The following is a 24,863-nucleotide window of genomic DNA, read 5'->3' on the forward strand; positions in this document are numbered from 1 at the left end:
GTCCAATGACCACCCCGACAGAGCACCCAAAATGTTTCAAAACCGGGCCGAAGCCATTGCACTGGTCCTGCCTGCCGCCGTTTTTGCCGGAGCCGTTTTTCTGGTTCCCGTGATGATCCTTCTGTCCGAAGGGTTTCGCACGGCTGATGGCTGGTCTATCCAGGCCTATATTGATTTCTTTTCCCATTCGCTTAATCAGGCGGTGTTTTTTCGCACCCTGAAACTGGCGGCAATGGTGACAGCGGCATCGGCCGTCATTGGCTATGCGGCGGCCTTTGCCATTGTCAACCTGCCTGCCAAGGGCAAGGGCCGTGTCACCGGGCTGGTGGTTTTACCGCTGATGATTTCACCTGTCGCCCGAACCTATGCCTGGCTGGTCATTTTGGGACGTACCGGTTTTGTCAACAAGGCGCTAGTGGCCGTTGGCCTAAGCGATGAACCCATCCGGTTCCTGTTTACCGAAACCGCCGTTTTCATTGGCCTGCTGCAACTGTTTTTGCCGCTTATGATCATTTCGCTGATCAGTGCGCTGGAAAACATGCCGCGCGATGCCGTGCCTGCCGCCCGGGTTCTGGGTGCCAACTGGTTGCAGGTTTTTACCCGCGTGATTTTGCCGCTCACCCGCGAAGGGCTGGTTATTGGTGGCACCCTGGTTTTTACCGGCTCCATGACCGCCTATATCACCCCGGCCATCCTGGGTGGGTCCAAGGTTTTGATGCTGGAAACCCTGATGTATCAGCGCGTGACCGTTGCCAATGATTTTGTATCGGCCAGCGTGATAGCCCTGATCCTGATCGTCATGGCCTTTTCGGCGAACCTGCTGCTCAAACGTTTGGCAACGGCGAGGAACAAGAAATGACATCACGCCTGTTTTCCCCCATCGTTTTGCTGCTGGTGCTGGCGTTTTTGATCGGCCCGTTTGCCATTATTATTGCCGCGTCGCTTTCCGCCGGTGAAACCCTTGCCTTTCCGCCACAGGGCCTGTCGCTGCGCTGGGTGTTCAAGGTTTTTGAAATCGAAAGTTTCCGTCAAAGTTTTGGCATTTCGATGTTTCTGGCCATTGGCGGTACCCTGATGGCGCTGATTTTGGGCGTTCCCGCCAGCTATGCGCTATCGCGTTACAAGGTACCGGGCACCGAAACCATCCGTACCATCGTATCATCGCCCATTATTGTGCCCGGCATTATCGTGGGTTTGGCGCTGCTGCGTTACTTTGTCGTGCCGTTTAACACCGGCATTCTGTTTGCCCTGTTTGTCGCCCATACTGCGCTTATTTTGCCCTATGCCGTGCGGGTTGTTTCCGCCAGCCTGACCAATTTGCGATCCGACATCGAAGAAGCCGCCGTTTTGCTGGGGGCATCGCGCATGGGGGCATTTTTCCGCGTGGTGTTGCCCAATATTCGCGGTGGTATTTTGGCGGCCTTCATTCTGGGTTTTGTCACCAGTTTTAATCAGGTGCCGGTGTCGCTGTTTTTATCCGGGCCCGGTGTGCGCACCCTGCCCATTGATATGCTGGCCTATATGGAAATCACTTACGACCCGTCGGTTGCGGCGCTGTCGGCCCTGCTGGCTTTCATGTCGCTGGGTATTGTGTTTCTGGCCGAACGTTTCCTAGGATTTTCCCGCTATGTCTGATGCAAAATTTCTCAGCCTTGAAAAACTGACCCTTTCTTATGGCAAAAACGTTGCCGTGCCAGAAATGGATCTGGACATTGGCAAGGGCGAACTGGTGGCCCTGCTGGGCCCGTCGGGCTGTGGGAAAACCACCACCATGCGGGCCATTGCCGGTTTGCTGGCCCCGTCATCGGGCACCATTCGCCTGGATGGAGTGGATATTACCAGAACGCCTGCCAACAAACGGCCTGTCGGGCTGGTATTTCAGTCCTATGCCCTGTTTCCGCATTTAAACGTTTATGAAAACGTGGCCTTTGGCCTGCGCCTGATGGGGGTTAAGGGCAATGATCTGGATACGCGGGTTAAACAGGGCCTAAAAACCGTGGGTCTTGAAAAATTCACCACCCGCAAACCAGCCGAACTTTCGGGCGGGCAACAACAGCGTGTGTCGCTGGCGCGCTCAATGGTCATGGAACCCAAAGTCCTGCTGCTAGACGAACCCCTTTCCAACCTGGATGCCCGCCTGCGCCTTGAAATGCGCACCGAATTGCAGCGCGTGCAAAAGGAAAGCGGTGTGACCATGATTTTCGTCACCCACGACCAGGTCGAAGCCCTGGCAATGGCGGACCGGATTATTGTGATGAAAGACGGCCTGATCGAACAGATCGGCACGCCCGAACAAATTTATAACAACCCGGTTTCAGATTTTGTTGCCGATTTTGTCGGTTTTGAAAATGTCTTTGCCCTGCATAACGGCATGCTGAAAACCGGCGATCAGGAAATTGATCTGCACGGTACGGTTCCCTGCAATACCAAAGGGCTTGCCTGGCGGCCGGGTACCATCGCCCTGGGCTCCGGCCCCTATCGCGGCACGGTACGCGGTACATCCTTTGCCGGTGGCACACGGGAATATCTGTTAGATACCCCGCTGGGGCAAATCAAGGCCGAATGCGACGCCAGCCTGCCGGTTCACCCGTTTGGCAGCGACGTTGCCTTTGATTTAAATGTAAAAAAGGCAGCGCCGCTTGCGCGCTTTGGGGGCCTGTAATGGGTATCTGGATTGACACCGACATGGGCTTTGACGACATCGCCGCTGTGCTGTGCGTCATCCACGGTGGCAAGACAATTGATGGCATGTCGCTGGTGGCGGGCAATTGCCCTTTGCCACAGGTTGCCCGCAATGCTGCCGCAGCCGCCAGCCTGTTTGGCTGGCAATTCCCCATTCATCAGGGGCGCGATTGCGCAACACTAGGAACGCTTGAAACCGCCGAACGCATCATGGGGCCCACCGGCATGTTATCCGTTGGCAAAACTCTGCCCGATGCCACGTTAAAACCGGCCAAGCCAGCCTTTGATGCCCTGTGTGAATGGCTGCAAAACCCGGCCCCGGCAGGGAATGCACGTCACATCCTGGCCCTGGGGCCGCTGGGCAATATTGCCGCCCTGTTGCTGGCCCGGCCAGAACTGGCCGCAAAAATTGACCAAATCACCTGGATGGGCGGTGCCGTCAGCCTGGGCAACCACACGGCATCGGCGGAATATAACGCCTTTGCCGACCCGGAGGCCCTGGCAATTGTGCTGGCCCACACGGTTCCCTTTCGCATGGTGGACCTGGATTTGTGCCGGCAGGTCCTGGCACAACCCGATGATGTTCCCGCCATTCGCCATGCCGGGGGCCAAAATGCCGCCCTTCTGGCCGACCTGACAGAAGGTTACATCACAATCGCCCTAAAACGGGGCCGCACGGCAATGGCCCTGTTTGACCCCTGTGCCGCCATCGCGCTGACCAATAATGACGTAATCGAATTTGCCCCGGCCCATATCACGGTTGATTTAAATAGCGGCCCGTCGCGGGGACGCACGATTGTTGATCCAAGGCCAGCATCGCCCAAGAACGGCGCCTATGCGGTGCGTGTCAATGCCACGGCCGCCCGCGACATGATTTTCAGCGCCCTGCAAGCAGAAGCAAAAAAATGAACACCAGAACCAGCGAACCAGCCGACCTGAATAACGAAGCCCTGCGCAGCCGCGCCATTGCCGCCGCCAGAGGCGATGCGCCCTTTGATGTGCTGATCATTGGCGGCCAGGTTGTTGATATGGTCACAAGCGAAATTCGTGCGGCCGATATTGGCCTGGTTGGCCCGCTGATCGCCAGTGTGCATCAACCCGGCCAATTTAAACAGGCGCAACAAACCATCGATGCCAGCGGGAAATTCATTACCCCGGGCCTGATCGACACGCATTTGCATGTTGAAAGTTCGATGGTGACACCGGCCATTTATGCGCAAACCGTTGTGCCGCGCGGTGTAACCACCATTGTCTGGGACCCGCATGAATTGGGCAATGTCCTGGGCAAGGACGGCGTAAAATGGGCCGTTGATGCCACCCGTAACCTGCCCTTGCGTGCGCTGGTTTTGGCCCCTTCCTGCGTTCCGGCGGCACCTGGGCTTGAAATTTCGGGTGCGGATTTTGACGGCTCGGCCCTGGCCGATATTTTAAGCTGGCCGGGCATTGCCGGTTTGGCCGAAGTCATGAATATGCGGGGTGTTATTAACCGCACCAGCCGTATGACACATATCATGCAGGCCGGGCTGACATCGGGTAAAATGGTGTGTGGTCATGCCCGTGGGCTGAGCGGAACCGACCTTCAGGCCTTCATGACCGCCGGTGTCAGTTCCGACCATGAACTGACCTCAAACGAAGATTTGATGGAAAAATTGCGCGCCGGTATTCATGTTGAAATGCGCGGGTCGCACGATCATCTTTTACCGGGGTTTGTCAAAACCCTGAACGAACTGGGCTTTATGCCGCAAACAGTATCGCTTTGTACCGATGATGTTTTTCCCGATGATTTGGCACAAAAGGGCGGGCTGGATGATGTTGTCCGCCGGTTGGTATCCTACGGCATGCCTGCCATTTGGGCCTTGCGGGCAGCAACCCTGAACGCGGCATCGCATCTTAAGCGCGATGATTTGGGGCTGATTGCTGCGGGCCGACGGGGTGATATCGTCCTGTTTGATGATCTGGAGAATTTCTCCGCCAGCCATGTTTTTGCCAATGGCAAACTGGTTGCCAATAACGGTGACATCTGTGAACCCGCCCCGGCAAAAGACCCTGGCATTTTGCATAACACCATGAAAATCCCGGCCCTTTCCGCCGATGATTTCCGCATCCGTGCCAGTGGCAACAAGGTGCGCCTTGCCACCATTGACCAGCCCCGCTTTACCCGCTGGGGTGAAGTTGAGGCCCCGGTCAAGGATGGTTTTGTCATCCCGCCCGAAGAAGCAACCCTTATCGCCGTTGCCCACCGCCACGGCAAAGCCGACAGCCAACCGCGCGTTGGCCTGCTGACCGGCTGGGGACACTGGCGCGGTGCGGTATGCACCAGCGTTTCGCACGACAGCCACAACCTGACGGTTTTTGGTGGCAATGCCGAGGATATGGCCGTTGCGGCCAATGCCGTGATTGCCGCAGGCGGCGGCATGGCCGTTGCCTCGAAAGGCAAAATAGACGCCCTGTTGCCCCTGCCGCTTTGCGGGTTGCTAACCGAAACATCGATGCAGGAAACTGCCGATCAATTTGCCGCCATCCGCGCGGCAACCGACAAGATTGTGGACTGGAACCCGCCCTACCTTGTGTTCAAGGCTCTGTTTGGCGCCACGCTGGCCTGCAATATCGGCCCGCACCAAACCGACCGGGGCATTGCTGATGTGATCAGCGATACGGTGCTGGAAACACCGGTTCTGGAAATTCTGTCCTAAAACCAGCCGGGCTATGGCGCGTAATCCGCCATAGCCCGAACTGCATATAATCAGGCCAATCAAGCCGTATCAATTTTATATAAAACCGCATCCACACGGTCTGTCAGGCGGTCATACAGGCGCTGGGCACCAATATTATCCCCGGCGGTAAGCCAATATAAACGGCCCCAATCCTGGTCTTTGGCAGCCTTGATCACGGCTTCTATCATCTGGCTGCCAATACCATTGCCCCGCTGATCACCCGAAACCCACAAATCTTCCAGATAGGCGACATTGCGCAATGAAAAGGTATGCGGATGCACAATGATGTGCGCCAACCCTGCCACGGTGCTGGCATTTGCCTGATGCCCGGATGGATCCACCGCCAGCCACGCCTGCATGGGGTGATCCGGGTCCAGAATGCGCTGCCATAATGTATCGATAACGTCGTCTGTCATGTCAGGTGCGCCAAAATGGACGATATTCTGGCGCCACAATGCCTCCCAACCGGGCCGATGAGACGGTTTTGCCTGCAAAATTTCAATCATGTTTTTCTTTCTGATGCGACATAAGGATGGTCCCTGGCGTGTCATCTGGCAAGCTGCCATTTTGAAGCCAGTGTAGTGCAACGGGCCATAAACTGGCTTCAAACCGGTCATGAAAAAAGGCGAAATGACCAATCGCCTCAACACCAACATCCCCCGGCGCAATGCGCAAATGAGTCCGGTTTGAGGCGCGATAATATCCAAGCAGCCGTTCAACGGCGGCAACCGTACCAAACGGGTCGTCCGTCAGGCCAATTGCCAGTAATTCGGCATTGATAGCGGCAAAATTCTGCTCCAGCCGGGCGGCGGCAACAGCCGATGACAGGCTTTTTTCCACACGGGGGCCCATTTTGCTCCAATCGCGCACCACATGGGCCGGTACATCTTCCAGCCAGCCCAGCCTTGCGCCGGGGAAATACCCGATAGACCGGGTAAGGAGCGGCATAAAAACATGCCATTTCAGATACATGCGGCGGCGGAGTTCCCGCGCGTAATCGCGCCAATAGGCAAATTGCGCACCCACTGTGACCACATGTTTAAACATATGGCTGGACGGTGCCAGGCCCAGGGCAAAACCACCAATCGAATGACCCACAGCATAAACGGGCTGGCGGGGGAACCGCACGCTGGCATAGTGCAATATGCTTTCAACATCAAAAAAGCCCCAATCCCCCCAACCGGCAGCAAAACCGCGCAAACGGGCAGGCCGGGATTCTCCGATACCACGATAATCAAATGTCAGAACATCAAACCCGTTACGGTGCAAATAGGCGGCAAAACGGGCGTAATATTTGCACCGCACCGCTGTTGCCGCACAAATAATAACAACCGGGCGACGCCATGCTTCATCCCGGTTGTCACATCGCCATTCAAACCCGGAAATCGCCACGCCATCCTGTGTATGGGTGGTAAAGCGAACCGGGTCTGCTTTTTGCATCATGGCAGTCCCCCTTTCGCCAAACCCAAACAGACACGTCGATAGTGACCGGCATTGGCGGGCAAATGCAATTGATGTTTTCTCGTGACAAGTTGAGACATCCTCAATTGCAAACTACCCCCGGATTGATCTTTGATAACGGATCATATTATCGGAGACGCGCCATGAAACAGGACAAACCCGCTTCCTGCCCCGTTATTCACCTTGATAATCTTGAGCTCACACCGCAAACAAACGGGCAAAATTTTGCCGCCGCCTTTGCCGCCATTGCCGCCCCGCTGGGCGCAAGCAAGCTGGGGGCGCGGCTGGTCGATGTTCCAGCGGGTAAAAAGGCATGGCCCTTTCATTGCCATCATGCCAATGACGAAATGTTTGTCATTCTTGCTGGCGGCGGCACCTTGCGCTTTGGCGACACTCACTGGCCGGTCGGACCGGGGAGAGTCATTGTCTGCCCGGCAGGTGGGCCGGAAACCGCCCATCAGCTGCAGGCCGATGACAATGGCCCGCTGCGCTATATCGCGATTAGCAGCATGAACGAACCCGATATTCTGGAATACCCGGATTCCGGCAAGGTGGCCCTTTTTGCCGGTGCCGCACCGGGGGGTGACAAGGCAAAACGCCGCCTGTCGCTTAATTTTGCAACCCGCGATGCGGTCGATTACTGGGAGGGCGAGGTGTGAGCAGAGGTATGAGCGGGAGCTTGATCAACAATATCCAACAGCCATTGTCGCAAATTGCGCAATCGCCGGTCCCGTTTCAGGCGGTCGGGATAAACCAGGTAATATCCGGCACCCGATGCAACCTTGTGCGGCAATAACGGGGCCAGTCGGTTTGAGGCAATATCACTGGCGGCAATTTCGCCGCTGGCAAGTGTCATACCGGCCCCGTCAATGGCGGCACGCAAACCCAGCCCGGCGGAATCAACATATGTTATTGCAGCGGGCGTAACAGGCCCGCCGGGCAGCGTTGCATTCCAGTTGGCAAAATTCCCGCGCCGATGCTGGGATAAAAACAGGTTGGCCTGGCCGATCCGTGCGCGAATGTCATCTGTACTGCCCCGCGCCATTTCGGGCTTGCCCAGAAGCGTCACGCTTTCGTTAAACAGCAAATCCGCCGCAAGGCCGGGCCACTGCCCCTGCCCGTGGCGAATGGCACTATCGGCGACACCCGCCTGCAAATCCACCGCCTGCTGACTGGTGGAAATCAGCAATTCAAACCCTGCCTTTTCAAAAGGATACTGAACCAAACGGGGCGAGAGCCAATGCGCGGCAAATGTCGGCAACATGGATAAGCGCAACGGCCCCAGCACAGATTGATCTCGCAAATTGCTCACGGCATGGATAATCCGGCCGAAACCATCCGTTAAATCGGGTACCAGTTTTTCTCCGGTTTCGGTCAGTTCCAGCCCGGCCCCGGCACGGCGCAGCAGTTCGACACCCAGAATATTTTCCAGTATCCTGATCTGATGACTGATCGCAGATGGCGTAACCCCCAATTCAAATGCGGCATCCTTTACCGATAAATGCCGTGCTGCCGCCTCAAAGGCGCGCAAGGCATTCAATGGCACATTCAACCGCATCGATTTTTCCGGGTGATCCATCCTGTCTGACTGTTCCCTGGATATGAATACAGAATTCTTACAGCCCTGTGCCGAAATGGCAATGTGATGTCAAACCCGCGCAAAATGCGGTTAACAAATCCTGGCCCTGGGGCCAGTCACCAAGATTGCTGGCGGTATTGATGTGCCCTAACGCTCCGGCCATCACGCAGGCGGCACGCCAGTCTTGGGCGCAGCGTTTGACATAATCCACCGCCCCGTAAGGGTCATTCTGGCTTCCGACCAGCAAGGTGGCAAACGGCAATGGGTCGCGGGGGACAGACTGAAATGATGCCGCCTGCGACGGAAAGGCCGGGCCGTCAGGATCTGGTACCGCCACCAGAAACGCCCCCAAAACCTGATCGCTAGCCTTATCAGCCCGCTGTGCCGCCCAGTGGGCCACCAACAGGCAGGAAAGGCTGTGTGCCACCAGCACGGCAGGTTCTTCGCCGATATGTTTTAGGGCATCATCAAGGGCGACCAGCCAGTCTTCAAGCCCGGGTTCATCCCAGTTTGGCGGTGACAGGCGAACAACCTTGCGGTTTTCCGCACGCCAGCGGCCTTCCCATATGCTTTGCCAGTGGTCATCCCCAGACCCGCCAATACCGGGCAAAATCACAATCGGGTTTTGCATCTATGCCATCGCTGAAAAATCCATCACTGATGGCGTTAATTATGGCTAATATTCACAAAACGTATATGGCAAGTCATCGGTAGATGTTTGAATTTTCCGATGATTTAACGGTTTTCAGCGGGATTACAACAGATGAAACAGCCCACAATCGACCGGCTTGATATTGCGATTATTGAAGCCCTGCAGGAAAATGCCCGCACCCCGCTGTCGGAACTGGGGCGGCGTATTGGCCTGTCACAACCCGCCATGTCCGAACGGGTCAAACGGCTGGAAGAACGCGGTATCATTACCGGCTATGGCGCACGCATTGACCCGGCGGCACTGGGATTGGGGTTAATGGCGATTATCCGCCTGAAAACCACCCATGAACATATCCAGCCCTGCCTGCGCGATTTTGCCCGCATGCCCCATATCATCGAAGTGCACCGCCTGACCGGCGAGGATTGTTTTATGTTAAAGGTGCTGGTGCCAACACCGGGCGACCTTGAATCCATCGTTGATCGCATCGCCCGCCACGGGGCGGTTACAACATCGCTGGTTTTGCGGTCCGAACCGGCCAAACCGATTGGGTCGGCGCTGATACAATATCGACATCCCGGATAACGGGCGCAGCACCACCACGGTTCTACCGCGCCCAAAACCGGTACGATCAGCTTTCGGTAAAGGCGTTTTTCTTGACCTTGACCACCGGTTCGACAAAGTAATTCAAAACGGTTTTACTGCCGGTCAGAATATTGATTTCCGCAATCATGCCCGGAACAATATCCAGCGGCTTGCCGCTGGCATCGGTCAGGCGGGAAAACACCCGCACCACCACCGGGTAAACCGGCTCCTTTGTTTCGGGCAGCTCAATGGCATCGGCGCCAATGGTTGAAAGCTCCCCATCGAGCGAGCCATAGCGGGCAAAATCATAGGCCGTCAGCTTGACCTTAACCCGCTGGCCCGGATGCAAAAAGCCGATATCGGCGGGTTTGATATGGGCTTCGACCAGAAAATCATCATCAACCGGCACAATTTCAACAAGCGACTCACCGGGCTGGGCAACGCCGCCAATGGTGGTTTTTAAAATCTGGTTCACAATGCCATCCACCGGGGAGCGGATCTCGGACCGTTCCACCTTGCTGGCATAGGCCGGAAGGCTTTGTTCCAGTTCGGCCAGCTCCGCCGTTGCTTTGGAAAGTTCCTGCAATGCCTCCTTGCGGAAGGTTTCGTGCATGGTTTTGAACCGTTCGGCAATTTCAGCCAGCGCCAGGTTTAACCGTTCTATACGGATTTTTGCGGTCTGCTGTTTGCCCTGCAATTCGGCATGGGTGCGCTGGAGCTGAATTAGCGACAGTTTCGGTTCGATCCCGCGTTCCACCAGCGGCTGGATCATGCTGATTTCGGACTGCGAAAAAACAAGCCCTTCGGTCGCGGTATCAAGCTCGCTTTGCGCCTCGCTCATTTCCTTGATCTTCTGGCGCTTTTGCTGTTCCAAAACCGCCAGTTCGGATGCCAGTTCGGACCGGCGGCCTTCAAAAAGGCGTTGCTGGGTCAGGGTCACAGCAGGGGCGCTTTGTTCCAATCCCGGCGAAAATGCAAGGTCAGCCCCCTTGATTTCTGCCGTCAGGCGTTCAATCTGCGCCTGCAGGGCGAATTTTTTCTGTTCAAGCTGGTTATATTCGCTTTGTGAGGCCGTGGTATCAAGTACCAGCAACAAATCGCCGCGTTGTACCCGCTGCCCTTCATGCACCAGCATATCCTTGATCATGCCGCCGTGCATGGTTTGCACCTTTTGCAAATCCTGCGATGGAATAATTTTGCCCGACCCGCGTGTGACCTCGTCCACCTCGGCCACAGCGGCCCAACTGACCATGCAGGCAAGGAACAGACCAATCACACTCAACAAAGCCCAACCGGAAAAAATGGATTTGCGACCATTGATCTGGCGGATAATGGCGGCATTCAAATCACGCTTTGCCATTGCCGGTCTCCTTTTCTTCCATCATCGCGGTGTCTTCTCCCGCAACTCTGTGGCGCACAATTCTGGCGAAGGGACGACGTTTTGTTGCACCAGAATTTATCGCCGTCACAGAAGCCGGTTTGTCTTCAGACGAGGCGTCTTCACCGGGGCGCGGGGATGAACTTTCTGCGCCATCTGTTGTTGGCGGTTCTGGCTTGTCATTATCATCTGTGGCCCCCGCCGCTGCCGGGGCCTGTTTATTGACAATCGATTTGGGGCCACGCGCCACCACCGCCCCGGCATCAAGCACCAGCACCGTATCAACCAGATCCAGCATACTGGGCCGGTGGGTGACAACCAGAATGGTTTGGTCCTTGGCTTCTGCACGCAGGCGGTTCACCACCAGTTGTTCGGTTTGCATGTCCATCATGCTGGTGGGTTCGTCCATCAGCAAAACCGGGGGTGCCCCCACCAGCCCGCGTGCCAGCGAAATGGATTGCCGCTGCCCGCCCGACAGGCCCTCGCCACGTTCCTGGATCATCAAATCATAGCCACTAGGGTGGCGGCTGATAAAATCATGCGCCCCGGAAAGGCTGGCTGCGCGCAAAATTTCTTCGTCATTGGGGCGAAAGGCCCCGACCGAGATATTCTGTTTTACCGTGCCGGAAAAAAGCCAGGCATCCTGCAACACTGCTGAAATATTGGCCCGCAAATCTGCCGGGTCGATCTGGCGAATGTCGGTGCCATCAATCAGGATCGATCCGCTATCAGGTTCATAAAGCCCCAGCATCAGCCGCAAAATCGTGCTTTTACCCGATCCTATCCGCCCCAGAAGGGCGATTTTCTCGCCCGGTTCAATCACAAACGATACATCGCGCAGGGCCGCGACATTTTGCCCGGGATAGGAAAAATTGACATTCTGAAATTCAATCCGCCCCGCGAGGCGCGGACGCGACAAATAATGCCGCCCATCCTGGCGTTCGGTAGATTGTTTCATCAACCCGTTCAAATTGCGATAAGATGTCCGCACCTGGTTTAGCCGTGTTAGCGTTTGTGCAATTTGCCCCAGCGGGGCCAATGCCCGCCCCACAAGGATCACGGAACCGACAAGCGCACCCATCGAGGTTTCGCCCGCCGCAATCAGGAAAACGCCAAACACGACAATGCCAATTTGCGAAATCTGCTGAGCTGATGCCGTCATATTCACAACCATATGTGAAATACGGCGGCTGCGCGCGCCCACACCGGCCTGGAATTTCAGGCTGTCTTTCCAGCGTTGGCGCATCAGGCGGGCCGCGCCCGATGTTTTTACCGTTTCCAGCCCGGATATGGTTTCCACCAGCACGCCCTGCTTGGTCTGCCCTTCTTCAAAGGCGGACTGGGCATAACGCGCCAACAGGGGCTGCACGGCAATGCCCAGAATGATGATGGTCGGCACCGCAATGGCCGGGACCAGCACCAGCGGCCCACCAATGCCGTAAATAACAAACAAAAACAGCACGATGAACGGAATATCCACCAGCGCGACCAGCGAGGCGGAGGTAAAAAATTCGCGCAATGTTTCAAATTCGCGCAGGGTATTGGCAAATGCCCCCGATGACCCGCGCCGATCCTTCATTTGCATTTCCAGCAAATGATCAAAAATCTCGCTGCCAATTTCTTGATCGGCCTTTATCCCTGCCCGGTCGATAAAATGCGCGCGCAGCATCTTGATGATGAAATCAAAACAAATGGCAAAACCGACGCCGACCGTCATTGCAATCAGCGAATCAATCGCCTCGTTGGGGAGGATGCGGTCATAAACCACCATCGTAAATAGCGAGACCGTCAGGCTTAAAAAGTTGGTCAGGGCGGCGGCAATAATCACCTGAAAATAGATCGGTTTGTTTTTACCCAGCGCCGACCAGAACCAGTGCCGACCCCGTTTTTCCAATTGATGGTCTACATGGCGGCTTTCGCGAAAATAGGGGCGCACGGCAATGCCAAGGCCGCTAAACACCCCGCGCAAATCGGCAACCGACATCATCACTGGCGCATCGCCATAATCCGGGTCATACACCGCCAGCTTGTGCGGGCCTTCGCGGCTGACAATCACAACAACCTTGCCGTCATCCAGAAAGGCTGCAACCGGCAGGGTTGTGTGGGTCAGGGTTTCAAGTTTCACATCACCCGCAATGCAGGCCAGCCCGACCTTGCGCGCCATCTCGGCAAAGCCTTGCGGGCCGGTTTCCTGCATGCCATCGGCCAGATTGCGGAAATGATTGACCGTGACCGACATGTCGTAATGGCGGCATAAATAAACCAGACACTGTTCAACATAATCGACCCGGTTTGGCGCTGCCCCTGCCCCTGCCCCTGCCGGAGATGACGCAGCACTTTCGCTGTGTACATCATCTTGCACATCATCCGTCGCATCCTGTTTGGATGTACCTGTTACCGGCTTTAAACGACCTAGCGATTGGTTCATTGCATCCCCCAGCCAAAATCTTCCAGACCGAAACGGGGCAACAGCTCGCCGGTCAGGGACAACAACACATAGCGCGACAGGTCCGCCATCACGCGGGCATCAATCAGGGCACTGGCGGTCTGGTAAAATTCGCGCTGGCTATCCAGCACATCGACCAGATCCCGCCGCCCGATTGAAAACAGATCCAGATAGGTCAGGAAGGTTTCTTTCTCGGCCCGGGCGGCCAATGACAGGGCATGCAGGCGCTGTTCGCGGGTGGCAATATCGCTAAGAGAGCTGGCAATCTGGCGTTCCAGTTCCAGGCGCGACTGGCGTTCGCGTTCTTTGGCCTGCGACAAACGGTTTGATGCCCGGCTTTCGCGGGCCTGGTCGCTGCCGCCGTCAAACAGATTATAGCTAAAGCGCACATAAAACCGCATTTCATTGTCGCTGCCACGCGGTTCGGACAGGTCATATTGCCGCCCTTCCACCACCACCGAAACCTTGGGGTACCAGGCCGCCTTGCTGGCATCATATTCAAAGGAGGCCGCCCGTGTGCCCGCCTCGCTTTGCGCAAGGGTCGGGTTGTGACCCAGCGCATATTGCAGGGCGCTCTCGGCATTTTGGGGAATATCGGGAATGTAATCCGGCCGGGTCCTATGGGTCGGCATATCGCCAAAAACTTCCTTATAGCTGGCGCGCATCCGCGCCAACTCACCGGTCAGTTCGGTCAAATTGGCATTGGCTTCTGCCAGGCGGCCTTCGGTGCGATACACATCTGCCGTTGTGCCCGCCCCGCCCGCGGCACGGTCATTGACACTTTTGAAAATCAGTTCATGCCGGTTCCGATTATCAATCGCCAGCAACACCTTGGTTTGCAGGCGGACAATATCAAAATAGGCCGAAATCGCCCGCAGGCAAAATTGCTGGGCGGTGTCGCGGGCGGCATGTTTGCTGCCGGTGACATTCTCGCGCGCCGCATCAATGCGGTTAAAGGTTTCACCGGCATCATATAAAAGCTGGCTGACTGATAACACCCCGTCCGGGTCGTTATCCGCCCCTGCCCGGTTATCAGCCCGCGAAACGTTATATCCCCCCTCCAGGGCAAAATCGACCTGCGGGTACAGCGCGCCATCTGCTTCATTCAGGCTGTCATTTGCCTGGCGGGCGCCATAAAGGGTGCTTTGGATTGAGGGATGCGTCTCTACTGCCTGGCGCACCTTGGCAACAAAATCATCCGGTTGGTCCGATGGTGTTTGTAAATTGCTTTTTTCCCCGTTTTCGGCAGAAGCCGCCCCAGGCTGCTGCAAAAAACCATTCACCAGCCGTTCAGACCCATTCATGCTTTTGGCAATTTCACGAAAAAGCGGCGTCATCGCCGTGCTACCGGCAGCATCCTCGCCAATTTTGCGTGCCTTTTCCTCCTGTACCGCGATCGCAGCAGGGTTAGCCCCGCTTTCCCCGGCAGGGGCAGCGAGCAGGGTGGCCGACCATAAAATTGTGCCGATCATCCCCATCATCAGCACCAAACAGGCAAGTTTATTTTCCATCCCGGGTAAAATACCAATTCTGTCTGAGTTACAGGCAAAGACTGTTCGTCCCCGAAAATGACAGGGGGCAAGAATACCACCCCCTGCCCCCCAATTTCGGGTCCGGCCTTATGTTTCCGAATAGAAAAGATCTGAAACGCTGGCAGTGTTGATGTCGCCAGTAATCCCCGTCACATTGATAAACAGGTCTTCGGACATGTTAACGGCCCCATCTCCGTTATCGACAACCAGATATGTTCGGTCTTCAACACTGTCGGTCGCCTGGACAAACATTGCCGCCCCGTTACCGATCTCAAGCCCTGAAAACATGCTTTCGTCAAAGGTGGTGACAGAGACTGAATCGCCCACCGAGACCCCGGTCGGAACGATGTGCCCGCCGCCCAAGGCAAACAAATCGAACTTGTCTTCGCCAATTACAAAGTCGGTAATCACATCGGTCATGGAAGCAATACTGTCGGATGCCACACTTGCCGTATCTTCAACACCATTGTCGGATTCCGAACCGGCCTGATAGGCGGCAATGGAATGGCCGTTTATCGCCTCGTCAGACGCAACAAAAAGGTTGGTGTCATCCTCGACCCCGACGGTGTATCCATAACTGCGCAAACTGTCGGCAAAGCGGGAAATGATGTCCGAAAGGGTATCATTTTCCTGCACCGGCTGGGTCAGGGTGAAGTCGTCAATCGCCAGCACGAAGGTACCGTGATCGGTCAGGGACGAAACGGAATTACCAAAATCCTCGAAATCAAAGATCACAGCGTCAAAGGTATCATTCTCGCCCTGTGCCGGGTCGATATAGGACGAATTTGGTCCCAGATCGCCCAGGAAGGTGGCATCAAAACTGAAACTGGACCCGACTTCCTTGCCGACAAATTCAATCGCACCGCCATTTACCGTTATGCTGTCAAAGAAGGTTGCATTGACATCCCCATCGGCGCGGGCGCTCGCGGCATCCTGCGCCTTGATTTCGTCGATAAAGTCCTGGATGCTTTTGGCCGCATTCCCCGCCGTAACGGCCGTTGAAACATAGGTTGTTTCGGTTCCGCCACCACTTGCCGTAATGGTCAGCACGGCCGAGAGGAAGCTGCCTGCAACATAATCCGCATCATCAGTTGAAAGGGTCAGCGTCCCGGTTTGGGCCGTGCCGGAATCAGCGGCAACATCCACATTAAAGCTGTCGCCAGCATCGGTTTCGATAAATACCGACCCGCTTGTGGCGCGAATGGTGCCGGAATGATCAAAATCAACCGTTTCCCCCTGCGGGATGTGCAGGAACAGACGATCAGGCAGGTTTTCGCTATCACCATCCGTATCAAGGGCAACGGCATCCACCACATCAGCATTTTCATCCAATGTATAGGCAGCTTCAGCCCTGGCAGAAATCTGAGTGGCAAGCTGGAACAGCAGGCTGCCCGGGGTGTCCCCGTCGCTCATCTGAACCTGAAAAACCTCATCCCCCACCGTCAGGCGCAGGAAGTCGCCCGGTTCCGGCATGGTGGTATCGGTAAAGCTGAAAGCAAACAGATCTTCCGAGGTCGGCTGCTGGCTATAGGCATCCCCCTGGGCATAGGTTTTCGCATCAACCGTTACATTGGCATCCACACCGGCAATTTGCAAAACACCGTCCTGCACCCGGGCATGATAATTATGCCCGCTGTCACTATTGATCACGCTGGCAATGTCGGACAAAACGCTGTCGATTGAGGTTTCACTTTCATCGGCACGCGCGCCATAGGCATAACCGTCAATCACCACCTCGAAGTAATCACCCTGAGCCGGTGTGTAATCCGGATATTCAACGGTCACGGCATCGCCGCCCAGGCTCATGGCAAATATATCGTTGCCCGCCCCGCCAGACATCACATCGGCACCGCTGCCTCCCGTCAGGTAATCATCGCCGCCATTGCCGATCAGGGTATCGTCGCCGTTTCCACCCTCGAGGGTGTCATTCCCGGCACCGCCCATCATGGTATCGTTGCCGTTAAAGCCGCCATAATCGCCATCCACGGGGTCATTGCGCACTTCACCTTCAACAATCAGGCTTTGTTCCGATGTCAATTCCGACCCGTCGATAACGACATCATTGGTGAAGGGGACATCAACATCATTATTATCATAGACGCGACTGACCACCGAAATATCGCCAACTGTACCATCCATATTGGCATCTGCGCTCGATGCCAGTCCGGCACCGATTTTCAACACATTGCCCGGTGCATCATCGCGCAATTCAATGCGGTCAATATGGGTGATGGTCACATTGCCATCACTCAGCGCCTGATCGCTCAGGTCGTAACTGCCCGCTGCGGAAAGCAGCAAACGGTCATTTGTCGCGGCTTCCAGGGTGCCATCAATCATCAAACCCGCCGCAAGGGCCGCCGTTGTGATGTAAAACCGGTCCCGTCCGGTGCCGCCAATCAGGGTGTCGGAACCGCCGTTATAATAAATCCGGTCATCGCCAGCCCCGCCATTAATGGTGTCATTTCCCAAGCCCCCGCGAATGCGATCATCACCGGAAAAACCGCCATATGCCAGGCTGGTTTCATCATCGATCAGAATTTCACCCTGAAAATGAATGGACTGACTGGCCGAGAGATTGCGGGCATCCACAGTCACACCGGCGGTCATGGGAACATCGGTTTCGGTCTCCCCGTCCACAACGCTGGCACGCGAGACGATCTGGATATCGCCCAGGATGCCATCGCCATTGGCATCTGCCGTGGAAACAACGCCATCCCCCAACACCAGTTCATAGCCGGACGCATTATCGCGAAATTCAATGCGGTCAATCTGGGCGATCTGGATATTGTGATTTCCGAGGTTGCTATCGCTCAGGTCATAAGCTGAGGCCTGAGCGAAAATCAGACGATCATTAGTATCGGCCTCTGCCGTGCCCAACACGTCATTATCAACGTCGTAATCGCCGCCAACAATGATGCTGCCATCCGTAAGGTCACTGGCCTGGTCGATATAAAGCCGGTCGGTTCCAGCACCGCCGATGAGGGTATCCACGCCGGCACCGCCATGAATACGGTCCGATCCATTGCCGCCAAACAGCACATCATCGCCATCATTACCGTTCATGCGGTCATCGCCATCGCCTGCGGCAATGAAATCTCCACCGGCACCGCCCAGGATCGTATCATCACCGCTAAAGCCACCATAGGTTTCAAGGCCTGTATCTGCGTCGTTCTGTCCAACATGAACGTCGCCATCAAACTGCAAAGAGTCTGTTCCTTCCAGCGCAGTCCCATCGACAAAAATGCCGTTGGTGATGGGCGATGATGTCAGGCCGATCTGGCTTTCATTATCCACATAAACGCGGCTGGTAATGCGAATGTCACCTGTGTTGCCATCACCATTGGCATCCGCCGTACTTGCCAGATCATGGTCCAGAACAAGTTCCAGCCCTGCAGCGTCCTGCGCAATATCGATACGGTCAATATTACTAACCGTGACATTGTTGAAATCGACATTGCCTCCTTCGGCCAGATCAAGGATCAGCCTGTCATTGGAAACCTTGGCACCTTCGGTCGATGATCCACCGTTCCCGTCAATTACCGAGCCAACAGCATCGGTAACGTTGGTGATATAGAAACGGTCGGCACCGGCACCGCCAATCAGGGTATTAATCCCATTGCCTGCATAAAGCCGGTCATCACCATCGCCCCCATCGAGGTAATCGTTGCCGTCCTCGCCATACAGCCGGTCATTGCCCGCCCCGCCAAACAGGGTATCGTTACCCGCGCCGCCATAAACGGTGTCATTACCGCTAAAGCCACCATAGGTTTCAAGGCCGGTATTGGCGTCGTTCTGTCCAACATGAACTTCGCCGTCAAAAAACAGGCTGTCGGTCGCTTCCAGCCCACGGCCATCGACAATAATGTCATTGGAAATCGCCGATGCCGTCACGCCGATTTCACTTTCGTTATCCACATATACGCGACTGTTAACGCGAATATCGCCAAGAATATCGTCCTGGTTATTATCCGCCGTCGATGCCAGGGCATGATCCAGCGTGATGGTCAGCCCGGCGACATCTGATCCAACATCAATTCGGTCGATACCGGCAATTTGCACATTGCTGGCTGTCAGATCAACCGCCTGCGCTCCCCCGCTATCGGCAAGCTGAACAATCAGCCGGTCCTGCCCGGTATTGCCCACCGATGTGCCATCGCCAGAAAGTGTAAGGCCATTGGCAAGGTCCGCCGCCGAGGTCAGATAGAAGCGGTCCTTCCCATCGCCGCCGATCAGGGTATCGCCATCCCCATCAATAAAGAAGCGGTCATCGCCCGCCCCCCCCATCAGGGTATCAACACCGGCACCACCCGTCAGGGTGTCATTGCCCTCTTCACCCAGCAGAACGTCATTTCCGCTGTCCCCGGCAAGCGAATCATTCCCTTCACCGCCCATCAGCGTATCATTGCCGGTTCCGCCAGTAATGGTGTCGTTACCGCCATAGCCAAAGAATGCACCACCTGCATCACCGTTATCGAGAATATCGGCACCGGACGACCCCATAATGGTGCCATCAATCAATTCACCAATTGCAACATCCGACAGTGCAGCTTCAAGGTTGGTGGCAAAATTGTCGTTATAGGCAACAAGGGCATCATAGGCGGCATCCTGAAAGTTGCCGTTGCCGTCAAACAAATCATTGATCAGATCTGCCAGGGTAGAACCCGCTGCCGACTGAATTTTAATCGCGGAAATCAGCAGGGACAGGGCATCAATATCGGTCGGGTTTTGAAGTTCTGATGATGTTGGCTGCAACTGGTCAAGCGCACTGATGGTATTGCCCACCAGTTCGGCAATTTCGGCAAACACCGTACTTAAAGGAATGTTATTACTGCCAACTGTCTGGCTACCATCAAAGTTTTCGCTGCCAACAATGGCATTGCCAGTCGCGGTAATCAGGTCGGTCAGAACCGTTCCATTGGTCCAGTCAACTTCTGTCCCATTTTCGATGGCGGCGGCAATCTGGCGCATGATTACTTGCGAGATTTCGCCAAGGCTGGACTCATCCCCGCCATTGTGCAACACGGGCTGCAACGCCTTGGCAAGTTCGCTGGTGACGACCAGAACTTCGGTTGCCGCAATTTGCAAGGACGCGGCATTTGCCTTTTCGGCAGCCGTGGCACTGTCCGACGTTATTGTCGCGACGGGATCTGTCGTTAACAAGTTGGTTCCAGAAAGCGCCGTTGCATCCAGGCCAAAACCGGCAATCACGTCGCTTTGGGCGGCCGCACTATCGGCAGCGGCATCGCTGGCAACAAGATGGTGCATAACCGCGGTTAGACCGGTGGCAACGGTGGCATTTTGCCCGGCAGAAACCAGCAACTCCCCGTCAAAGGACTGACCGGTCGTAAGATCGGTCCCGCCGGTGATGCGCACGGCGACATCTTCGGGCAGAATGCCGGTAAACTGGAAATTGCTGATGCTGTAATGACCGTTTTCATCGGTCGTCCAGGTCTGCTGACCTACCTGATTGCCATTTCCATCCACCAGCATGACGGTGGCATTGGCAAGATATCCATCAAGCGCAACACCGCTTTCATTGTAGGTCACACTGGACTGATATTCGACATCACCGCTCAGCCCGGACTGATCAATTGTTGTGCCTTCCGGGATCGCCACGATAACATTGCCGCTGCCATTGGCGGAGAAATTGATGGTCAGTCCATCCACATCCTCGGCCTGAATGATGACATTTCCGGCCCCGTTCACCTCGATTTCATCAATGCCATTCAGGTCAAGCTCACCGATTGTAAGATCGCCATTTGTGGTATCAAACACCAGCTTTACGGTAGTGCCCGAAAGCGTGCTGAAATCATAATCACCACTTTCAGCAACCGTCACATTGACGTCACCGGTTGCATTAATCGCCACATTTTTCCCGGCAATATCCTCATAGGTCAGATTGACAGCGGAGGTATCGCTCTCGCTAACCGTGATGGAAATAGTACCGGTCTCAGAGGAAAGTTTTGCCAAATCGCTGGCGACATTCGCACTGCTGGCATCGCTTAGGGTAATATTGCCGGTGCCGGTAGCGGCAAGCCCGCCAAGCTTGCCCAGGTCCGTTTCCGTGATCGACAGATTTTGATCTGCCGCCGCAGAAATGCTGATGCTTCCACTCGCAACAGTCAGATTATCCAGAACGGCGCTGACATCGCCCGAAACCCCGGTAACGGTGATATTACCCGTTCCCGTAACCTCAACCGACCCATAGGAGGCCGCTTCCGCCTGGGTCAGGGTCAGGCTTTCACCATCGGCGGCAATAATGCTTATCTTGCCCGTATCAACGGTGATTTTGGCGACATCGTTAGTCAGGGACGCTGCGGTCACATCGGTTAATGTCACGCCGCCCGAACCGGTAACGGTAAACTGGTTGATGCCTGCCAAAACCGTCTTGGAAATCAAAAAGTTTTCACCCTCTGCACCAGACAGAATCAGCCCGCCATTTGCCGAAACTTTGGCAAGGTCAGCTGCAAAATCCGCCCCGGTCAGCCCGGTGATGGTCAGTGTTCCGCCATCGGCAACATTAATGGCTGCCAGATCATCCAACTGCGCCTTGGTGACGGACAGGTTTTCACCATCGGCCCCGTTCACCGTCAATTCGCCAGTCTCGGTAACGGAGAGTTTCGCCAGATCCGCCTCAAGACCGCTGGCCGTCGCCCCGTTCAGAACGATATTGCCATCACCCGTTGCTTCAAGGCTGGCAAGTTCGGCCAAATCAGATTCCGCAATCGTAAAGCTCTCGCCCGACGCCCCGGTGATGGCAAAGCTGCCAGTCTCGACTGAAATGGCGGACAGGGCAGCAGCAAGACGTAGCCCTGTTACACCCGAAAGCGTCACATCGCCTGTTCCAGTGGCGTTCAGGACATCAACATCATCCAGGTCATTTTGCGTAATGACAAAACTAGTCCCGGCTGCCCCATTCACGGTCAGGGTGCCATCAACCGATGTTTTGGTAATCACATCACTTAACGAGGATGCGCTATATCCATTCAGGGTCAAATTGCCGCTACCCGTCGTGGAGATGCTGTCGATTTGGGCAAATTCAGCCTGCGAGAGAACAATATTTTCGCCAGAGGCGGCGTGCACAGCAAAAATACCGCTACCAACCGTCACCTTGCCAATCGCCGCCGAAACGCCGGTCGCGGTTACGCCTGTGAGCGTTACAGTGCCGCTGCCGGTTGCCTCGAACGCAGCATAATCGGTCAATTGCGCTTCACTCAGGCTGAAACTTTCATTTTCCGCGCCGGAAACGGAAATCGTGCCGTCAACGACACTCAGCTTTTGCAGGTCAGCCGCCACAGCGCCCTGATAGGTAATGGTACCATCACCCGTTGCGGCAAAGGCGGCATAGTTATCAAGAAAGGTTTTATCAAAGACAAAATCTTCACCCGCAGCACCTGTAAGCGAGGTTGTGCCATCAACCGTCAGCTTGGCAAGGTCGGTCGTCAGATCGGCGGCCGTCAAGTCAGTTACGTTCAGATTGCCCGAACCCGTGGTGGTGAAATGGGCAAGCTGGTCGATAAAGGATTTTGTAAGGCTGAAATTCTCGCCGGATGCCCCGGTGATCGAAATTTTCTCGCTACCGGCTGAAAGCTGCCCGAAATCATTTTCAAGGTCCGCACTGGTCGCCCCGCTCAAGGCAATTTCGCCGGTGCCACTCACCGTCAGGGTTGCGATCTGGTCAAGCTGGGCTTTGGTAATGGCAATGTTCTCGTCTGCGGCGGCCACCAGCGAAATCGTTGATCCCGTTGCAACTGTCAGCTTGGCCTGAATGGCCGAAATATCATCGGCATTGTCAAGGCTGGTGATCGTGATGGTTCCGGTACCCTGGGCGGTCAAATGTCCCAGATTTGCAAGCTGGTCATCGGTAACGGAGAAACTTTCATTCATCGCCCCCGTCACATTGATCACAACGCTATGGCCCGTCGTATCAATCTTGGCAAGGTCATCGGTAAGCGCCGAACTGGTGGCACCACTATAATTAATGGTGCCGTCATCAACATTGAAATCGAGCGCGGATAAACGGCCCAACAGCGTTTTGGAAAGCGCAAGTGTATCGCCGCTTGAGACTTCCGCCGAAATCGTTCCGCCTGTTCCTGTGGCAAGTTTTGCAACCGATGCGGCCAGATTTCCTGTCGTCGCCCCGGTCAGCGAAATCGTGCCCGTTCCCGTTGCCGCCAGACTGTAAAATTCGGCAAGGTTGGTTGCCGTAATCGTGAAATCAATATTTTCGGCGCCGACAACGGCAATTTGCGCCGTTGATTCTGCCGCTTTAATATCACTGACCAGCGTGTAAAAATCGCTGTTGGTACTTTCATCGAGATCAGAAATGCCGGTAATACGGAATGTAAACAGGCCCGTCACCGCGCTGTCCCCATCCGATGTCGGGATGAAATCGCGCAGGGTCTGGAACGATCCGACAATGGTGGTGCGCGCATCACTTGCGCCGGTCAGGGTGGTGACGGCACCAAAATCATTGATGATTACAGGGCGACCAACACCTGAAAGATCAAGCGAAGTAACAGTATTTGTATCAGGAATGGTCAGCGTGCCGCCGTTATAAACCACGGACCCGCCACCCTCGGCGTCCAGTGTCAGGGTGATATTTCCCGATGTCGGCAGGTTGGTAAAAGACAGTGCCCCCTGTTCTGTCACCGAAACCGTAAAAGACCCGACCCCGCCATTGCTCAGCGCAACATTCTGCGCCTTGGCCGCCTGGGCATCGGCATCATATTCGGCTGCCGTTTGCGACAGGCTGCCGGATGCCGCCCCTTCCTGAATAGCATTTGCCGCTTCGCCCTGGGCGATATACTGGCTTTTGACAATATCGTCAGTCGTCGCGGCATTCTGAATATTGGTGTTACTGGCCGAAATGATCGAGGCCGTGTCGCCCGAAAGCGTGGTATCCACCCCGGCATTTTGCAGCACGTTGTTAATCGCCGAACTGTCAAGGGTTACGGTCGTATTCACCCCTTTTAATGTCGCCGCCAGCGCATCAGCCACAGATTTAATGGCATCAGCTTCCGACTGCCCCCCGGAAGCGCCCGTAATGGCCTTGGCCCCCATCGTCAGAATGTTGGCAACCTGAACCCCGGCCTTGAACAGCTCGGTATTGTTGGTCGCAACCGGGTCCACCGTTTTCAGATCTTCTGTAACATTAAAAGCCGCCTTGACGGCATTAAGGGCATCGGTTTCGGTTTCACCTGAATCAATCAGGCTTTGCACCAGGGTTGTCAGTGGTGTCACCACCGTCGAACCATCCGGTGCCGTCAGTTTGCCGTTAAAGGCAAGGCCGGTGCTAATGTCGGTACCACCGGTGATCTGGATCGCACCTGAGCCCGTCAAACCGGTGAAATTACCATTGGCATCGGTGGTTACGGTATTGCCCGATCCATTCACGCGCGAAACGGTTGCCCCGGAGATATAACCGTCGACCACGCGCCCACCGGACCCGCCGCCAAAAGCACTACCAAGACCACCTCCCCCGCCGCCACAGGCAGCCAGCGGCAAAATCAGCGTTGAAACGATACCCAGCTTAAGGTTGGCCTGATATTTCTTTTGCCAGTCGGCAATAAATTCCAAAAACGCCTTACGGCCCCGGGGAATTTCAATTTCACGTGTTTGCTGCCCTGCAAAAACATCAAAATCAACATCCTGATGTGCAACACGAATAGAGGGCAGAAAATGACCTGCCAAAAAGGCTGCATTGGTATCGCGATCAATTGCAGCGACAAGCTCACCCACGACTGCTTGTGCAGACGCATCAACACTGTTCATATTTGAAGTCATAACGAAATTTCCCGTTTTTGCTGAAAGTGCGTTCAAACACTTTTCAAACAC

The 24,863-nt window shown here is 55.4% G+C and carries 15 protein-coding genes; 7 read left to right on the forward strand and 8 right to left on the reverse strand.

Going from position 1 to position 24,863, the window contains the following annotated elements; genetic code table 11:
• The first annotated feature begins 31 nt into the window (after positions 1-31).
• Genes LF95_RS20990 through LF95_RS21010 form a run of 5 tightly spaced genes read left to right on the forward strand, consistent with a single transcriptional unit; the run spans position 32 to position 5,375 of the window.
• Positions 32-859, forward strand: coding sequence for an ABC transporter permease (locus LF95_RS20990; protein ID WP_073957168.1), 828 nt, complete (start codon positions 32-34; stop codon positions 857-859).
• Entirely contained in the window at positions 856-1,635 is a 780-nt protein-coding gene (locus LF95_RS20995; RefSeq protein WP_073957169.1) for an ABC transporter permease, read from the forward strand. The genes LF95_RS20990 and LF95_RS20995 overlap by 4 nt, the downstream gene beginning before the upstream one ends.
• A complete protein-coding gene (locus tag LF95_RS21000) occupies positions 1,628-2,662 on the forward strand; it encodes an ABC transporter ATP-binding protein (protein ID WP_073957170.1) in 1,035 nt (344 codons plus the stop codon). Before LF95_RS20995 ends, LF95_RS21000 begins: the two co-directional genes overlap by 8 nt.
• A complete protein-coding gene (locus LF95_RS21005) occupies positions 2,662-3,591 on the forward strand; it encodes a nucleoside hydrolase (protein WP_073957171.1) in 930 nt (309 codons plus the stop codon). Before LF95_RS21000 ends, LF95_RS21005 begins: the two co-directional genes overlap by 1 nt.
• Positions 3,588-5,375 carry an adenine deaminase gene (locus LF95_RS21010; RefSeq protein ID WP_073957172.1) on the forward strand — a complete coding sequence of 596 codons (1,788 nt, stop codon included), beginning with the start codon at positions 3,588-3,590 and terminating at the stop codon, positions 5,373-5,375. Before LF95_RS21005 ends, LF95_RS21010 begins: the two co-directional genes overlap by 4 nt.
• A gap of 59 nt (positions 5,376-5,434) precedes the next feature.
• On the opposite strand, the gene LF95_RS21015 is transcribed toward LF95_RS21010, so the two are convergent.
• Positions 5,435-5,902: a GNAT family N-acetyltransferase gene (locus LF95_RS21015; protein ID WP_073957173.1), complete on the reverse strand. Its 468-nt coding sequence runs from the start codon at positions 5,900-5,902 to the stop codon at positions 5,435-5,437.
• Entirely contained in the window at positions 5,895-6,839 is a 945-nt protein-coding gene (locus tag LF95_RS21020) for an alpha/beta hydrolase family protein (RefSeq protein WP_073957174.1), read from the reverse strand. The genes LF95_RS21015 and LF95_RS21020 overlap by 8 nt, the downstream gene beginning before the upstream one ends.
• 161 nt (positions 6,840-7,000) lie before the next feature.
• Between LF95_RS21020 and LF95_RS21025 the strand changes: the two genes are divergently transcribed.
• The gene (locus LF95_RS21025; protein WP_073957175.1) at positions 7,001-7,516 is read left to right on the forward strand and encodes a cupin domain-containing protein; all 516 of its coding nucleotides are present in this window, start codon (positions 7,001-7,003) and stop codon (positions 7,514-7,516) included.
• On the opposite strand, the gene LF95_RS21030 is transcribed toward LF95_RS21025, so the two are convergent.
• Both LF95_RS21030 and LF95_RS21035 read right to left on the reverse strand, forming a co-directional pair.
• Positions 7,495-8,415 (reverse strand): LysR substrate-binding domain-containing protein, encoded by a 921-nt coding sequence (locus LF95_RS21030; RefSeq protein ID WP_215905722.1) that lies wholly within the window; start codon positions 8,413-8,415, stop codon positions 7,495-7,497. The genes LF95_RS21025 and LF95_RS21030 overlap by 22 nt on opposite strands.
• A gap of 58 nt (positions 8,416-8,473) precedes the next feature.
• Entirely contained in the window at positions 8,474-9,067 is a 594-nt protein-coding gene (locus tag LF95_RS21035) for an RBBP9/YdeN family alpha/beta hydrolase (protein WP_073957177.1), read from the reverse strand.
• Between the two features lie 132 nt (positions 9,068-9,199).
• Here LF95_RS21035 and LF95_RS21040 point away from each other — a divergent pair, with 132 nt between their 5' ends.
• The gene (locus tag LF95_RS21040) at positions 9,200-9,670 is read left to right on the forward strand and encodes an Lrp/AsnC family transcriptional regulator (protein ID WP_073957178.1); all 471 of its coding nucleotides are present in this window, start codon (positions 9,200-9,202) and stop codon (positions 9,668-9,670) included.
• A gap of 46 nt (positions 9,671-9,716) precedes the next feature.
• Here LF95_RS21040 and LF95_RS21045 read toward each other — a convergent pair whose 3' ends face one another.
• From LF95_RS21045 to LF95_RS23575, 4 genes are all read right to left on the reverse strand, one after another.
• Positions 9,717-11,030, reverse strand: a complete 1,314-nt coding sequence (locus LF95_RS21045; protein ID WP_073957179.1) for an HlyD family type I secretion periplasmic adaptor subunit — start codon at positions 11,028-11,030, stop codon at positions 9,717-9,719.
• A complete protein-coding gene (locus LF95_RS21050; RefSeq protein ID WP_073957180.1) occupies positions 11,017-13,476 on the reverse strand; it encodes a type I secretion system permease/ATPase in 2,460 nt (819 codons plus the stop codon). Before LF95_RS21050 ends, LF95_RS21045 begins: the two co-directional genes overlap by 14 nt.
• Positions 13,473-15,005, reverse strand: coding sequence for a TolC family outer membrane protein (locus LF95_RS21055; protein ID WP_073957181.1), 1,533 nt, complete (start codon positions 15,003-15,005; stop codon positions 13,473-13,475). The genes LF95_RS21050 and LF95_RS21055 overlap by 4 nt, the downstream gene beginning before the upstream one ends.
• Positions 15,006-15,113: 108 nt before the next feature.
• Complete coding sequence (locus tag LF95_RS23575) at positions 15,114-24,812, reverse strand: bluetail domain-containing putative surface protein (protein WP_073957182.1); 9,699 nt, start codon at positions 24,810-24,812, stop codon at positions 15,114-15,116.
• Positions 24,813-24,863: the final 51 nt, after the last annotated feature.

The organism is Thalassospira sp. TSL5-1 (assembly GCF_001907695.1).
Taxonomy (GTDB): domain Bacteria; phylum Pseudomonadota; class Alphaproteobacteria; order Rhodospirillales; family Thalassospiraceae; genus Thalassospira.